This is a genomic window from Sphingomonas trueperi (assembly GCF_040545665.1).
Taxonomy (GTDB): Bacteria; Pseudomonadota; Alphaproteobacteria; order Sphingomonadales; family Sphingomonadaceae; genus Sphingomonas; species Sphingomonas trueperi_B.
The window spans coordinates 205,815-219,873 of the sequence record NZ_JBEPMH010000003.1 but is presented as its reverse complement, the minus strand read 5'-3'; the positions used below and the strand labels follow the sequence as shown (position 1 = coordinate 219,873).

The 14,059-nt window shown below is 68.4% G+C and carries 12 protein-coding genes; 5 read left to right on the top strand and 7 right to left on the bottom strand.

Going from position 1 to position 14,059, the window contains the following annotated elements; genetic code table 11:
* The first annotated feature begins 193 nt into the window (after positions 1 to 193).
* Positions 194 to 1,546 (top strand): dicarboxylate/amino acid:cation symporter, encoded by a 1,353-nt coding sequence (locus tag ABIC65_RS11795; protein WP_354308870.1) that lies wholly within the window; start codon positions 194 to 196, stop codon positions 1,544 to 1,546.
* A 12-nt stretch (positions 1,547 to 1,558) separates the two neighbouring features.
* On the top strand, positions 1,559 to 3,004 hold the full coding sequence (locus ABIC65_RS11790; protein ID WP_354308869.1) for an alginate export family protein: 1,446 nt from the start codon (positions 1,559 to 1,561) through the stop codon (positions 3,002 to 3,004).
* Here ABIC65_RS11790 and ABIC65_RS11785 read toward each other — a convergent pair.
* From ABIC65_RS11785 to ABIC65_RS11765, 5 genes are all read right to left on the bottom strand, one after another.
* Positions 2,956 to 4,095, bottom strand: coding sequence for an ABC transporter permease (locus tag ABIC65_RS11785; RefSeq protein ID WP_354308867.1), 1,140 nt, complete (start codon positions 4,093 to 4,095; stop codon positions 2,956 to 2,958). The genes ABIC65_RS11790 and ABIC65_RS11785 overlap by 49 nt on opposite strands.
* A complete protein-coding gene (locus ABIC65_RS11780) occupies positions 4,092 to 5,219 on the bottom strand; it encodes an ABC transporter permease (protein ID WP_354308865.1) in 1,128 nt (375 codons plus the stop codon). The genes ABIC65_RS11785 and ABIC65_RS11780 overlap by 4 nt, the downstream gene beginning before the upstream one ends.
* Positions 5,216 to 6,220, bottom strand: a complete 1,005-nt coding sequence (locus ABIC65_RS11775; protein WP_354308864.1) for an HlyD family secretion protein — start codon at positions 6,218 to 6,220, stop codon at positions 5,216 to 5,218. The genes ABIC65_RS11780 and ABIC65_RS11775 overlap by 4 nt, the downstream gene beginning before the upstream one ends.
* A complete protein-coding gene (locus ABIC65_RS11770; protein ID WP_354308862.1) occupies positions 6,217 to 7,701 on the bottom strand; it encodes a TolC family protein in 1,485 nt (494 codons plus the stop codon). Before ABIC65_RS11770 ends, ABIC65_RS11775 begins: the two co-directional genes overlap by 4 nt.
* Before the next feature lie 159 nt (positions 7,702 to 7,860).
* A complete protein-coding gene (locus ABIC65_RS11765) occupies positions 7,861 to 9,057 on the bottom strand; it encodes an alpha/beta hydrolase (RefSeq protein ID WP_354308861.1) in 1,197 nt (398 codons plus the stop codon).
* A 290-nt stretch (positions 9,058 to 9,347) separates the two neighbouring features.
* Between ABIC65_RS11765 and ABIC65_RS11760 the strand changes: the two genes are divergently transcribed.
* A complete protein-coding gene (locus ABIC65_RS11760) occupies positions 9,348 to 10,061 on the top strand; it encodes an acetylxylan esterase (RefSeq protein ID WP_354308859.1) in 714 nt (237 codons plus the stop codon).
* 8 nt (positions 10,062 to 10,069) lie between these two features.
* On the top strand, positions 10,070 to 11,515 hold the full coding sequence (locus tag ABIC65_RS11755; RefSeq protein ID WP_354308858.1) for a family 43 glycosylhydrolase: 1,446 nt from the start codon (positions 10,070 to 10,072) through the stop codon (positions 11,513 to 11,515).
* Positions 11,516 to 11,522: 7 nt separating this feature from the next.
* Here the strand turns inward: ABIC65_RS11755 and ABIC65_RS11750 are convergent, their stop codons facing one another.
* Together ABIC65_RS11750 and ABIC65_RS11745 are read right to left on the bottom strand one after the other, a co-directional pair.
* The gene (locus ABIC65_RS11750) at positions 11,523 to 11,984 is read right to left on the bottom strand and encodes a hypothetical protein (RefSeq protein ID WP_354308857.1); all 462 of its coding nucleotides are present in this window, start codon (positions 11,982 to 11,984) and stop codon (positions 11,523 to 11,525) included.
* A complete protein-coding gene (locus ABIC65_RS11745; protein WP_354308856.1) occupies positions 11,981 to 12,928 on the bottom strand; it encodes a sterol desaturase family protein in 948 nt (315 codons plus the stop codon). Before ABIC65_RS11745 ends, ABIC65_RS11750 begins: the two co-directional genes overlap by 4 nt.
* A gap of 127 nt (positions 12,929 to 13,055) precedes the next feature.
* On the opposite strand from ABIC65_RS11745, the gene ABIC65_RS11740 reads away from it, so the two are divergent.
* On the top strand, positions 13,056 to 13,961 hold the full coding sequence (locus ABIC65_RS11740) for an MBL fold metallo-hydrolase (protein WP_354308855.1): 906 nt from the start codon (positions 13,056 to 13,058) through the stop codon (positions 13,959 to 13,961).
* The last annotated feature ends 98 nt before the right edge of the window (positions 13,962 to 14,059 follow it).

The window sequence follows — 14,059 nt, the reverse complement described above, 5'->3', positions numbered from 1 at the left end:
TGTGCAAGTTTTTGCACTTTGTTAGGCGAGCATGTGTCAATTTTGGCGCGCGAATGGCAGCGATTGTGGCTCAAGCTACTGATATAAAGTGCGATTATCGCGGGTGGGTTTTCGCTTCCTGCGCATGATTCCGCAATCGAGAATGGTTCAATCGAGTCCTACCGGCACAACGGAGGCCGAAGGAGAGGAAGTGATGGTTCGTATCCCCGCCGAGTCCCATGATGGCGCGCACGCAGCGGCGCCTGCCAAGGCATTGCCCTGGTACCGGCATCTCTATGCCCAGGTGCTGGTCGCGATCGTCGCGGGCGTGCTGATCGGCCATTATGCCCCCGCTACCGGCGAGGCGCTCAAGCCGATCGGCGACGGATTCATCAAGCTGGTCAAGATGATCATCGCACCCGTGATCTTCCTCACCATCGTCACCGGCATCGCGGGCATGCGCGACCTCAAGGCGGTGGGCCGGGTCGCCGCCAAGGCGTTCGGCTATTTCCTTTTCTTCTCCACGCTGGCGCTGGTCGTCGGCATGGTCGTGGCCAATGTCGTGCGGCCGGGGGCGGGGCTCAACATCGATCCGGCCTCGCTCGATGCGGGCAAGGTCGCCGATTATGCCGCCAAGGCGCATGAGAGCACGCTGACCGGCTTCCTGCTGGGCATCATCCCGGATACCTTCCTCTCGGCGATCACCGGCGGCAACATCCTCCAGACGCTGTTCGTCGCGATCCTGTTCGGCATCGGCCTGGCGCTGGTCGGCGACCGCGGGGAGCGGATCACCACCGCGCTGGAAGACATCTCGCTGGCGATGTTCAAGGTCGTCGCCATCCTGATGAAGGCGGCCCCGGTCGGCGCGTTCGGCGCGATGGCGTTCACCGTCGGCAAATACGGCGTCGGCACGCTCGCCAACCTGGCGATGCTGGTCGGCACCTTCTACTTCACCTCGGCGCTGTTCGTGCTCGTCGTGCTCGGCGCGGTGTCGTGGATGGCGGGCTTCTCGATCCTGCGGCTGATCGCGTACCTCAAGGCCGAGCTGCTGCTGGTGCTCGGCACCTCCTCGTCCGAAAGCGCGCTGCCTTCGCTGATCGAGAAGATGGAGCGCGCCGGCTGCCCGAAGACGATCGTCGGGCTGGTCGTGCCGACCGGCTATTCGTTCAACCTCGACGGCACCAACATCTACATGACGCTGGCGGCGCTGTTCATCGCCCAGGCGACCAACGTCCACCTCTCGATCGAGCAGCAATTGCTGCTGCTCGGCGTGGCGATGCTGTCGTCCAAGGGCGCGGCGGGCGTCACCGGCGCGGGCTTCATCACCCTGGCGGCGACGCTGTCGATCGTGCCGAGCGTGCCCGTGGCGGGCATGGCGCTGATCCTCGGGGTCGACCGCTTCATGTCCGAGTGCCGCAGCCTGACCAACTTCATCGGCAACGCGGTGGCGACCGTCGTCGTCTCGCGCTGGGAAGGCCGGCTCGATCACGACGCGCTCGACGCCGCGCTGCACGGCCGCGCGCCGCGCATCGACCAGCGTCCCGCCGACGCCGTCCCCGCCGAGTAAAGGGAAGCTCCCATGCGTAGTGTAATTCGCGTCTTGGGCGCCACCCCGGCGCTCGCCCTGAGCCTGCCTGCCGAAGCGCAGGTCGTCGAAACCGCCGGCTATCCGGCCGCCGCCGCCGGCGACGGCGCCACCACCGGCGGCTACAATCTCTCCCGCTGGGCCGAGGACTGGCGGAAGCTCTGCGATCCGGCAAAGCGCGACGATCCGATCGATGCGCTGAAGTGCCTCAAGCTGACGCCCGACGGCGACGTCTACGTCACCCTGTCCGGCGAGGCGCGGCTGCGAGTGAACCACACCACCAACCCCAATCTGCGCGACAGCCGCGCGCAGCGGCAGGACATCGTCCGGCTGGTGGGCGGCGCGGACCTGCATGTCGGCGAGCATCTTCGCGTCTATGGCGAGATCGCGCATGGCGGCATCTCCGGCGTGGAGCTCGGCGCGCCGGCCGCGACGCTGCGCAACGACGTGGCGGTGCAGCAGCTGTTCGTCGAGGCCAAGGGCGAGGTCGCCGGCATCGATGTCGGCGCACGCTATGGCCGGCAGGAGTTCACCGACGGGCCGAACCTGCTGGTCTCGCAGCGCGACAACAACACGATCCGCTACACGCTCAACGGCTTTCGCGGCTGGGCGCGGGGCAAGACGGTGCGGGTGGACGTGTTCGACCTCAAGCCCACCCAATATGGCGATTTGGGCACCGACGACGACGTGATCGATCCCGCGCGGCGCTTCTCGGGCGTGAGCCTCGGCTTCGTCGTGCCCAAGGCGTGGGTGGGCGGCGCCAAGCTCTATTTCGATCCCTTCTTCTGGCGCCGCCGCAACAATGTCGGCACCTGGGGCGGCCGCATCGGCCCGGGCACGCGCTTCTATCTCGGCACCCATCTCTGGGGCGAGGCGGGGCCGGTGACGATCGACTGGTCGGTGAACCATCAATGGGGCTATTGGCGCGATCAGCAGATCGATGCGTGGCAGGGCTTCTTCGCGCAGAACGTCCGGCTCGGCTCCGGCAAGCGTGCGCCAAGGATCGGCTTCCATGCCGATTATGCCAGCGGCGGGGGCGGCTATGGCGACGGCAAATTACGCAACGCCTATGCGCCGTTCGGCAACAACATCTATTACAGCTACGGTCTGTTCCTCACGCCCAGCAACCTGGTGGCATTCGCGCCGACGCTCAACCTGTCGCCGACCTCCAAGCTGCGGCTGAACCTGGAGTATCAGCGGGCGTGGCGGGCCAATGTGCACGACGCGGTGTACCGCGCGAACGGGCAGCCCTTTCCCGGCACGCAGAACGTCCGCGACTCTCGGACCGCCGATGTCGCGCGGGTGCAGGCGGTGTGGGCGATCACCCCGCGGCTGTCGCTCACCGGGCGCTACGAGCATCTCGCCGCCGGGCCGGCGCTCACCAAGGCGGGTTATGCCAGCTCGGACTTCGTCGCCGGCTGGCTCAGCTTCCGCTTCTGACGCGGCCCGGCGATCCGCCACCAGCCGAGCCCGCCATAGAGCAGCGCGAGGCCGAGCAGCGTGAGCACCCCCGGCGCCACGTCGGCGAGGCTGGCGTGCATCTGGTTGAGCGGCACGAACACGTGCACGCCGCTGGTCGAGGGGATCAGTTGCGCCAGCGCGCGGACGAAGCCCGGCATCTGGTCGAGCGGCCAGGCGGTGCCGGTGAGGAAAAACAAGGGTGCCGAGGTGGGCGCGAGGATCACCATCGCGCGTTCGGAGCGGTCGAAATAGCTGCCGAGCCATAGCCCGAGCCCGGCGACCGAGGCCGCGAGCAACGGTGCGGCGAGCAGCATGCCTGCGACATTCTCGTCGCGCGGGATGCCCTGCACCCAGAAGATGCAGCCGAACAGGAACAGGCAGGTCAGCAGGCCCACCGACGCGAACGCCGCCCAGGTGCCGAGATATTCGCCGGCCCCCATCCGCCAGCGGCCCTTGCGCCGCCGCCCGCCGACGAAGGTGGCGACGCCGAACAGCAGGGTCTGCTGGATGATGACGATCGCCACGGCGGGGAAGACATAGCCCTTGTAGCCTGCGGTCGGGTTGAACATCGGCTCGCGCACGATGGTGACCGGCGGGCCCGCGCGCACGGCCTGCCCCAGCAGGTCAAGCTTCTCGACGGCGAGGTCGCGCAGCACCTCGGTCACCGCCTCGCCGATCGTGCTGGCGCGGAGCAGATAGGAGGCGTTGACCCACACCGCGATTCCGGCCCCCGGCGCGCCGGTGCGCAGCTGGCGCTGCAGCCCGCGGGCGATAAGCACCACGCCGTCGGCCTTGCCGGCACGCAGCCGTGCCTGCGCCTCGGCGACGCTCGGGGCATGATCGACCACGATCACCGCGCGCGTGGCTTCCAGGTCGCGGACGAGCTGGCGGCTCAGCGCGCTGGCATCCTCGTCGACCAGCACCACCGGCAGCTGCTGCGCGACTTCCTGACTGTACGGCGCGGGATAGTAGAAGGCGTAGAGCACCACCGCGAGCAGCATCGTGCTGAGCAGGGTGCGCGAGGTCAGCACCGTCGCCCAGGTGGCGCGGAAGGCGGCGGCGAAGCTCATCGCGCCTGCCGTCGGATCAGCACCCAGGCGAGCGCGCCCGGCACCAGTACATAGGCGAGCAGCGCCAGCATCGGCGGCACGATGGTGGCGAGGTCCTGTCCGCCCAGCTGTCCGGTCTGGAGTGCGAGATAATGGGTGAGGGGCAGCACCTCGCTCCAGAACCGCGCGAAACCGCTGCCGCCGTTGAGCGGCAGGGTTGCGCCCGCATAGGCCAGCGCCGACCCGGCATAGACCGCGCAGACCGACAGCGCCGTCGCGGTCTCACGCGTGGCGGCGACCAGCAGCGCGGAGATCGCGGCGGTGCCGAGGAAGAAGAGCGTCTGTGCCACGACGATCGCCGCGATGCTGCCCTCCACCCGCCAGCCGCGCCCCAACGTCACGAACAGCAGCCAGGCGATGCCCCACAGGCTCGCTGCCGCGACATAGGGCAGCAGCTTGCCGAACAGGGCGGGCACGATCGCACTGCTGCGCGCCGCCCAGCCGTCGAGCGAGCGATCCTCCAGCTCGCGACCCAGCGCCATCGCCGATGTCACCGCCGCCACCAGATGCAGCACCGCCGGATAGATCAGCGTGCTGAGAAACCATTCGAAGCTCGACGCCGCGTTGTTGAGCGGCACCGCCTCGACGGCGAAGCGCCGGGTCGGATCGGGCGGCAGCGCGTGGCCGGAAAGCTGATCGACCACCAGCGACGCGGCCGCCGCCTGCACCGCGCTCGTGGCGCCGCTCGCCGCCTGGGAGCCCGAGGAGAGGAAGCTGGCATTGTAGAGGATGCGGATCACCGGCGTGCGGTGGCGGGCGAGCCCGGCGCCGAGATCTTTGGGCAGATGCACGAAGCCATTGGCATGGCCGCGCCGTACCTCTTCCACCGCCTCCGCCTCGGTGGCGCGCATCGCGACGATGTGTACCAGCGGCGCCGCGTCGATCGCGCGCAGGATGGCGCGGCTCGCCGAGCTTCGATCGTCGTCGACCACCACGATCGGCAGCCGCCGCAGCGATCCCTGCCAGAACATCGCGCCGATCAGGAACAGCAGCAGTGCGGGGATCAGCGTCAGCCCAGCCAGGTCCCAGCGGTCGCGCGCCAGATGGCGCAGCTCCGCCCGCAAGGCACGGCCGAAGGCGCTCATTGCGGCCAGTCGAACAGCACGCTCATGCCGGGGCGCAGGCCGGGGATCGCCGCGACCGGGCGCAGCTTCACCTCGAAGGCGCGGACGTCATAGCCCGAGGCCTGGCGCGTCGCGCGCCACGTCGCGAAGTCGCCGCGCGGGGCGATCTGGTAGACCGCGAAATCGCCGTCGCGGCCGAGCGCGGGGATGTGGCCGTGCAGCCGCTTGCCCATCGCGATCCCCTTGAACCGGTCCTCGCGCACGGTCAGCGCCACCCAGCTATGGTCGATGTCGAGCACCTGATAGGCGGGGATCACCGGGCTGACGACTTCGCCCGGCTGCACCAGCTTGCGCGACACTTCGCCGTCGATCGGCGAGACCAGCTGCGTCTCGCGGCCGAGCGCGGTGGCGGTCTGCAATGCGGCTTCGGCGATGCGGACCTGCGCATTGGCCGCCTGCTTGTTCTGCGGGCGGGCGCCGGCGAGCGCCTTGAGATATTGCTGGCGGGCAGCCTCGGCCTGCTTGGCGCTGGCGTCGCGCGCCGCCGCCGCCTCGTCGCGCCGCTGCGCCGCGATCACGCCCTGCGCATAGAGGTTCGCGGTGCGCCGGCTGGTCACCGCCGCGAGATCGGCCGCCGCCTGCGCCGCCTGCCAGGTCGAGCGCAGCGAGGCGATGTCTTCCTGCCGCGCGCCTTCGTTGGTTTCCGAGGCGATCGCGCGGGCGGCGTCCACCGCGCCCTGCGCCTGCGCCTTGCCGCCGGCGATCTCCGGGCTCGACAGCGTCGCGAGCAGCGTGCCCGCGCGCACCCGCTGGCCCTCCTCGGCGACCAGCGTCTCGACGCGGGCAAGCGCCTTGGTGGCGACGTTGACCTCGTCGGCATCCACCATGCCCTGCAGCTGCTCGGGCGCGGGCCGGTTGGCGAGCCACAGTCCGCCGACGATCAGCACCAGCACCGCGACGCCGAGGACGATCGCGAGGATGGGCGGCTTGCGGCGCGGCGGGGGCGCGGTCTCGTCGGTCATTGCTGGTCCTCCACGTGCCGATCGGCACGCGCCATGAAGTCGCTATAGTCGTCGACGCGGTGGCTGGCGGCGAGCAGCGCCATCAGCCCCAGGTCATATTCATAAGCGGCGGCGAGCCGCTGGGTGCGCACCGTGGCAAGCGCCGCCTCGGCATCGATCAGCGCCGACGAAGCCACCTCGCCCTCGCGGAACGAGAGCTGCTGCACGCGGAGATTCTCCTGCGCGGCGGCGAGGTTGGCGTCGAGCAGCAGGAAGGAGCGGCGCGCCGCCTCGGCGATGTTCCAGGCGCGGACGATCTCGCCCGCCACATCGCGTCGCGCTTGCGCGGCGGCATCGGCGGCGGCGGCCTGGTTCTCGCGCGCGGCAGAGAGCGCCTTCTGGCGATCGAAGTTGGAGAGCAGGGTCATGCGCAGCGAGACGCCGGCGATCCAGTCGGGCTCGGTCGGCAGCGCGTTGTTGCGGTTGGCGTTGTAGCTGCCGAAGGCGAAGGCCTGGGGCCGGTAGCGCGACTTGGCGAGGTCGACGCCTGCCTGCGCCGCGCTCTTGGCGGCATCGGCACCCTTCGCGCGCGGCGACTGGTCGATGCCGTCGAGGAAGCGCTGGAGCGGCGGCAGCGGCTCCGAATGAACGAACAGCGGCGTGGAGGCGGTGATGCCCGCCGGCTGATCTAGCAGCCGCGCCAGCGCATCGGTGGCGATCGCCTCCTCGCTGCGGGCATGCTCATGCGCGCGCTGGGCGGTGTTGCGGGCGACTTCCACCTCCAGCACCCGGGCATGGGCGAGCACGCCTTCCGCCTCCAGCTTGCGCGCGTCGGAGAGGTGGCGGTCGAAGGCCTCGAGCTGTTCGCGGGTGGAGACGGTCAGCTGGCTCGCGACCTTCTGGCCGAAATAGGCGCGCACCAGATTGACCCGCGACAGGTCTTGGCCGCCGGCCTGCTTGGCGCGGGCGATGCCCACGGCCGCGTCGGCGCCCTTTTGCACCGCCGGGATCGCGCCGCCGGTATAGAGCGGCATCGCCGCGGTAATCGCCGGGCGGAACACGGTGTCGCGGGTCTGGAACTCCAGCGTGTTGGGGATCGCGCCGAAGAGCCGGGGCAGGGCGGCGCCGATCCGCTGGGTCACCTGCGCCACGATTTGCCCGCTCTCGCCCGAGAACTGGCCGCCGAGCTGGTCGAGAAAGCCGTTGGTGGCATTGAGCGCATCGGTCTTGGGTTCGGACAGGTCGACCGACAGCGTCTTCTGATATTCGATCACGCTCGCCGAGGCGGTGACCACCGGGCGGCGCAGTGTGCGGGTGGCGGCGGCGATGTCCTCGCTGGCGCGGACGGCATGGTCCTCGCCGCTCAGCCCCGGCGAGGCCTTGTCGAGCCGGGCGAGCGCCGCCTGGAAGCTGAGCGCGGGCGGGGCCGCCTCTTGCGCGACGGCGGGGGCGGTCGATGCGAGCAGCAGGGCAAGCGTCGCCGCGCCGCGCCAGTGCACCACGTGTCGATCCTGCCGCTCCGCGCTGCGCACCCTGCTCCGTCCCTGTTCTGCCCTGCATGCCACCGCCGTTGCCCCGGCGATGGCATGGTCTGCGATTGCGCATATTTGCAGCGAAATGCGCGCGCAATGGCTTTTCTGGGCAGGTGCCGGCCGGACCGTTCAGTCGCGGAACAGCAACGGCGCCATCTCGTGCAGGCTGCGCCGCCAGGTCTGGAACTCATGGCCGGTGCCGGGCGAGACGTAGAAGGCGCTGGGAATGCCCGCCGCCTTGATCGCCTCGGCATTGGCGCGCGGATCGACCTTAGGACCGCCCGGCGGGCCCGAACGACCGCCCTCGATCTCGCGGCTGCCGAAGCTGACGAAGCTGAGCTTCACCTTGTCGCGATAGCCCGGCGTCGTGTTCACATCCTCCAGTGAGATCGTGCCGCCGCTCAGCAGGCCGATATAGGCGAAGCGGTCGAGATTCTTGAGCGCGATCAGCTTGGTCTCGAACCCGCCCATCGACAGTCCGGCCATCGCCCGGTGCTTCTGGTCGGCGAGCGTGCGGTAATGCGCGTCGACATAGGGGATCAGCTCGTTCAGCAGCACGGTCTGGAACGGCTTGATATCGAAGCTGGCGAGGCCCCCGGGCTGGCCCGGCCGCACGTCGTTGGTCATGCCGTAGGTCATGACGATCAGGAACGGCCGCGTCTTGCCGGCGGCGAGCAGGTTGTCGAGGATCAGGTTGGCATGGCCCTGGTTGCTCCACGCCGTCTCGTCCTCGCCCCAGCCATGCTGGAGATAGAGCACCGGATAGCGGGTGCCGGCGTTCTTCTCATAGCCCGGCGGCGTGTAGACGAAGGCGCGACGTTGGGTGCCGGTGCTGGGGGAGGGGAACAGGATCTGCTCGACCCGGCCGTGCGGCACGTCCTTCAGCGCATAGAAGTCGGCGTCGTGCGCGGGGATCTCAATGCCGCTTTCCCACCGGGTGGAGCCGTAGAAGTTCAGCGTGCCGGGGTCGTTAAAGACGCCGCCGTCGATCGTCAGGTGGTAGTAATGGAAGCCCTCGTCGAGCGGGCCTTCGGTGGTGCCGGTCCAGCTGCCGTCGGATGCCTTGCTCAGCGTGGTGCCGCCGCGGCCGCCCAGCCCCAGGCTCACCTTCACTGCGGTCGCCTCGGGCGCGACGACGCGGAAGCGGACATAGCCCTGCGAATTGACCTGCGGATATTGCTGCCCCGGCTGGTTGAGCGTCGAGGGCTTGAAGTCCTCGGCGATCGGGGTGGCTGCGGTCTGCGCTGGGGCTGTTGGCGCGGTCTGCGCCTGAACGGGGTGCACGGCAAGCATGGCCGCGGCCATGGCGGCATAAGCGATCTTCACGGCGGTTCCTCCCCTAAGTGCCGCCGGCGTCATGCGCCGGAGGCCTCGGATGTTAGCGTGCACATTAGGGCAGTTTAGTCTGAGAAAATCAAGCGAGTTCGGCGCAAGATCGATATCTTTCATAGCATAACTAAGGCTCTGAAAAGACGAGGGTAAGTCGTGTAGAGTCCAGTGCGGTGGGCACGGCAATCGTTTCGCCAGTTGACGGCGCAGTGTGCCGCCGCCTAGCCATGCTGTTACCGATAACAACGGCGACCGCTTCGAGTCGCCGGGGAGAGGAGACAATGGCGATGGGCAGGCCCCGTTCGGCTGCGCGATGGTGCGCGCTGGCATTGGCGTTGACCGCACCGGCGGCGCTGCACGCGCAGACCGCCGGCATGGTGGAGGAGAAGCTGCCGCCGCCCACCGGTCTCGCGCCCTATTTCACCCCGGCCGCTGCCGATCCGATCGCGCCCGATGCCGATGGCTTTCTCCGCCGCTGGCTGCTGCTCGAACCGGTGCTGAAGCCCAACCGCACCAATACCGGCTTCACCCCCAGCTATGTCAGCGCAGCAATCGCGCCCGCCACCTATCCCGGCAAGTTCGAAGCTGTGCCGCGCGACGGGGAGGGGGCGGCAGGCGGCCAGCGCTGGCACGCGCTGGACTCCAGCCTGTTCGACATCAAGCTCTTCTACCTCGCCCAAGGGCTCGGCAAGCCGACCTATGGCGTGATCTTCTGGGCGGTGACGATCGTGAACGCCCCGCGCGAGATGCGTGGCGTTCGGCTGGCGCTGGGCTCCAATTCCGCGTCGCGCTGGTGGCTGAACGGCAGCGAGGTCGCCGGTCTCTATGGCGACCGGCGGATGGTGATGGACGACGTGGTGTCGCGCCCGATCACGCTGCGCAAGGGCCGCAACATACTGCGCGGCGCGGTGATCAACGGTCCCGGGCTCAGCGACTTCTGCGCCCGCTTCGTCGATGAGGCCGGCAAGCCGATCCGCGACATCACGATTGACGTGAAGTGAGGAACGCCATGAAGTTCGCATGCCCTTCGCTCGCCGCGCTGTTCCTGCTCGCACAGCCCCAGATCGCCTCCGCCCAGCTCGAGGGCGAGCCCTTCATCCACGATCCCTCGACGATAACCTATTCCGACGGTCGCTGGTGGACCTTCGGCACGCGCGGCGGCGGGCTCGTCTCCGAGGATGGCTGGACGTGGGCCAGCGGCGGCGAGCGCCCCGGCGGCGGCGTCGCGCCCGACGTGATCAGGATCGGCGACCGCTTCTACGTCGCCTATGCGGTGGGCGGCGGCGGCATGAACGGCGGCCATGCCAGCAACGTCAAGGTGATGTGGACCAAGTCGCTCGATCCCAAATCGCCGGAGTTCGGTTTTCATGATGTCGGCGTGGTCGCCTCCACCAACGGGCTGGAGCCGGCCGACGCGATCGACCCCGCCTTCCTCCTTGCCGAGGGGCGGCTGTGGCTCAGCTACGGCACATACTTCGGCTATATCCGCATGCTCGAGCTCGATCCCAAGACCGGCGACAAGATGCCGGGCAGCCAGCCGGTCGACGTCGCGATCGACATGGAGGCGACCGCGCTCATGCACCGCGATGGCTGGTACTATCTGCTCGGCACCCATGGCACCTGCTGCGATGGGCCGAATTCCTCGTACAATATCCGGGTGGGTCGGTCGCGCAGCCCTACGGGTCCGTTCGTCGACAATATGGGCGTGCCGCTGCTCAAGGGCGGCGGCAAGCTGGTCGTGGCCGGTCGCGGGCGGCAGTACGGGCCGGGGCATTTCGGGCTGCTCGATCTCGGCGACGGCGTGCAGAAATTCTCGATGCATTACGAGTCCGATCTCGATCGCGGCGGGCGCAGCGTGCTCGGCATAATGCCGCTGCTTTGGAAGGACGGCTGGCCGGTGGCGGGCGAGAACCTGCCTGCCGGCATCTACGAGATCCATTCGGAACGCGGCGGCGGGGCGCTGGAGCTTGCGGTCGACTTCGTCCGCATGCCGTTCGATGCGCGCCGCAGCTTCTTCGCCAAGCCCGGCGACCCGGTGGGGCCGATCCCCAACCAGACGCTCGCCGAGGACCGCGTCAGCTGGCCCGAGGGCGCGATCGAGGTCGACCTAGGCGATTACATGATGCGCGCGCACCAGCTCTGGTCGATCGCACCGGCGGAAGGCGCGGGCGGGGCGTTCGGCGCGCCCTATTACAAGATCCTCATCGCCGGCACCGAGCGCGCGCTGGCGGTGGGTCCCGAAGGCAGCGTGCAGGCGGTGCCCGCCTTTACCGGGGCGGCCGAGCAATTGTGGCGGATCGACCAGCTGACCGACGGCAGCTACCGCATTCAGCCCAAGGCGCAGGCCGATGCCAAGCATCCCAAGGCGCTGGTCGCGATCGGGCGGAGCACGCCGGCGCTGCTGCCGTTCGATCCTGCCAGCGATAGCGGCCGCTGGACCTTCCAGCGACCCTGAGGGCGTGTCAGGCCGGCAACGCCTCGGCGGTGCCGGTGCCCAGCAGGCGTTCGCGGAACAGTTTATGGGCGTTGCGCTGCTCGATGATACGGCCGGCAAGGTAGAGCGCAGCGAAGATGCCGGCGAAGACATAGCCGGGGATGCGCATCGGCTGTGCGGCGTATGCGAGCGCGGCGAAGGGCGCAGGCGCGATGAAGCACCACAGCAGCGGATGGCTGGTCAGGTCGTAGCGCAACGCCGGGCCGCCGTCGGTCTCCACGAACTGCAGCGTGCCGTGCTCGAACGAGGCGAGCTTGTCCTGCGAATCCGGATTGTCCTTGCGGAAGACCAGCGTGTCGGGGCCGCGCTCCAGCGTGGTGCCGCGTTCCTCGAACACCGGCTCCAGTGCATGGAAGGAGATCGGGCGGGCCGGCAGCGCCAGCGTTCCACGGACGTGCCAGATCCAGTCGATCGCGCGCAGCCAGCTCATTCGGCGGCCACCGCGCCCTCGGGGAGGCGGGGTGCGCGCAACTGCTTCACCCAGCTGACCAGCGGCCGGAACGGGTAGACCATCTGCTCCTTGATCCCCAGCCGGCGGCAATCGTCGAGCCCGACATGCGCGGCCTCGGAATCGCGGCAGGTGCCGAAGATGCGGTCGATGAAGATGAAGGTGTTGGCGTAGTTGGTCCGGCTGCTGTCGTAATCGGGCGAGTGGTGCAGGCTGTGGTGCTCGACCGTGTTGAACAGGAAGGACCACCAGCGCGGCGTGTTGAAGCGGATATTGGCGTGGGTATAGGCGCCGATCGCCATGCCGATGCCGCCCGCGAGCAGGGCGGCACGCGGCAGGAAGTCGAAGAAGCCGCCCAGGCTCAGGCCGATCAGGAACAACTCGATCGGATTGCCGACGGAGCCCTTGAGCGCGTTGAGCTGGGTGATGTGGTGGTGCGGCGCATGGGTGAGCCACAAGGGCGTCCAGTTGTGCATGCCGCGATGCATCCAGTATTGGCAGAAATCGAAGATCAGCAGGATGGCGAGCGCCTGGAACAGGATCGGGATCTGCCCGGCCCAGGCGGTCTTGAGGTGGAAATAATGCTTGATCGCGTCGATGATCGCGTCGTCGCCGAACTGCTTGCCGGCATATTTGATCAGCGTGTAGCTCATGCCCACGTAGAAGAGGTCGCTGGCGAGCTCCTTCCAGGTCAGCCGCCAATGGGCGTGGCGCTCGCTGATCCGCTCCATGCCGAGCAGGCAGAGCTTGAAGACGATGCCGATGCCGACCGCGACCGATGCCTTGGCGATCGAATCCGGCGCGAAGGTCCAGAACAGGATCATCGCCACCAGCACTGCCGGCTGGAAATGGGTGAAGATGAAGCGCTTTACCGGGCCGCCCTGCACGCCGGTAGGTTCGAAGTTGGTCGGTACAGCTGCATCCATGGTCGCGCCCGGTCCTCGCCCGTGATTCCGATGGCTCGAAGATGACCGAAACGGGGTCCGCACGCCGTAAGTCGTTTGACGTAGCGGGGGATTTGGCGGGTTGTCGGGCGGTGAAGGGTGGCCCAGCATGCGGCCCATGACCCATTTTCGACGCCAGGTTTCGCTCGCGCTCGGTGCCTTTCTGCTGCTCGGCGCGGCGGACCCGAAGCCGCCGGCGTTCGCGCCCTGGATCAACGGCACCGCGGCGAGCGAACCGGAAACGCAGGTGCAGGCGATCGACCGCGACACCTTCGTGATCCGCCAGTCGGTGAAGACCAATTTCGAGGCGCCGTTCCTCTATCTGCTGTTCGGCCGCGACCGGGCGCTGCTGCTCGATACCGGGGCGGGCGGGCTGAAGATCCGGCCGACGGTCGACTGGCTGGTCGCGGACTGGCAGGCCAAGCATGGCGGCCGCGCGATCCGGCTGGTCGTCGCGCACACGCACAGCCATGGCGACCATCATGCCGGCGATGACGAGTTCCGCGATCGGCCGGACACGGACGTCGTTGGACTCAAGCCCAGCGAGGTGGCGGCATTCTTCCACTTCACCGATTGGCCGCGCGACGTGGCCCGCTATGACCTGGGCGGGCGAATGCTCGATGTGCTGGCGACGCCGGGCCACCAGCCGGCGCACATCATGGTCTATGATGCGCGGACGCGGCTGCTGTTCTCGGGCGACATGCTCTATCCGGGGCGGCTCTACGTACCGCTGAACCATTTCGACGACTTCCGCAGCAGCGCAGCGCGGCTGGCGGCGTTCGCCAGGACGCACCCGATCCGTGCGCTGCTCGGCGCGCATATCGAAATGACCAAGACGCCTGGGAAGGATTACGGGATGGAAGCGCCGGTGCATGCCGACGAGCGTCCGCTACCGCTGGCGCCCACAGCGATCGAGGAATTGCGCGCGGCGGTGGCGAAGGCGGGGCCGCTGCCGGTGGTGGACCGGCACGCGGAATTCATCGTCTATCCGGTCCCCGCGCGACCGAACGACTGACCGTCGCCTAAGCCGTCATTCCGGCGAAAGCCGGAATCCATTTACCTCTCGGTTGAGGCGCCTGCTGCAACGGAGCGCCAATGGATCCCGGCTTTCGC

Coding starts and splice junctions, on each gene's coding strand:
- ABIC65_RS11795 (WP_354308870.1), top strand. CDS start 194: ATGGTTCGTATCCCCGCCGAGTCCCATGATGGCGCGCACGCAGCGGCG.
- ABIC65_RS11790 (WP_354308869.1), top strand. CDS start 1,559: ATGCGTAGTGTAATTCGCGTCTTGGGCGCCACCCCGGCGCTCGCCCTG.
- ABIC65_RS11785 (WP_354308867.1), bottom strand. CDS start 4,095: ATGAGCTTCGCCGCCGCCTTCCGCGCCACCTGGGCGACGGTGCTGACC.
- ABIC65_RS11780 (WP_354308865.1), bottom strand. CDS start 5,219: ATGAGCGCCTTCGGCCGTGCCTTGCGGGCGGAGCTGCGCCATCTGGCG.
- ABIC65_RS11775 (WP_354308864.1), bottom strand. CDS start 6,220: ATGACCGACGAGACCGCGCCCCCGCCGCGCCGCAAGCCGCCCATCCTC.
- ABIC65_RS11760 (WP_354308859.1), top strand. CDS start 9,348: ATGGGCAGGCCCCGTTCGGCTGCGCGATGGTGCGCGCTGGCATTGGCG.
- ABIC65_RS11755 (WP_354308858.1), top strand. CDS start 10,070: ATGAAGTTCGCATGCCCTTCGCTCGCCGCGCTGTTCCTGCTCGCACAG.
- ABIC65_RS11750 (WP_354308857.1), bottom strand. CDS start 11,984: ATGAGCTGGCTGCGCGCGATCGACTGGATCTGGCACGTCCGTGGAACG.
- ABIC65_RS11745 (WP_354308856.1), bottom strand. CDS start 12,928: ATGGATGCAGCTGTACCGACCAACTTCGAACCTACCGGCGTGCAGGGC.
- ABIC65_RS11740 (WP_354308855.1), top strand. CDS start 13,056: ATGCGGCCCATGACCCATTTTCGACGCCAGGTTTCGCTCGCGCTCGGT.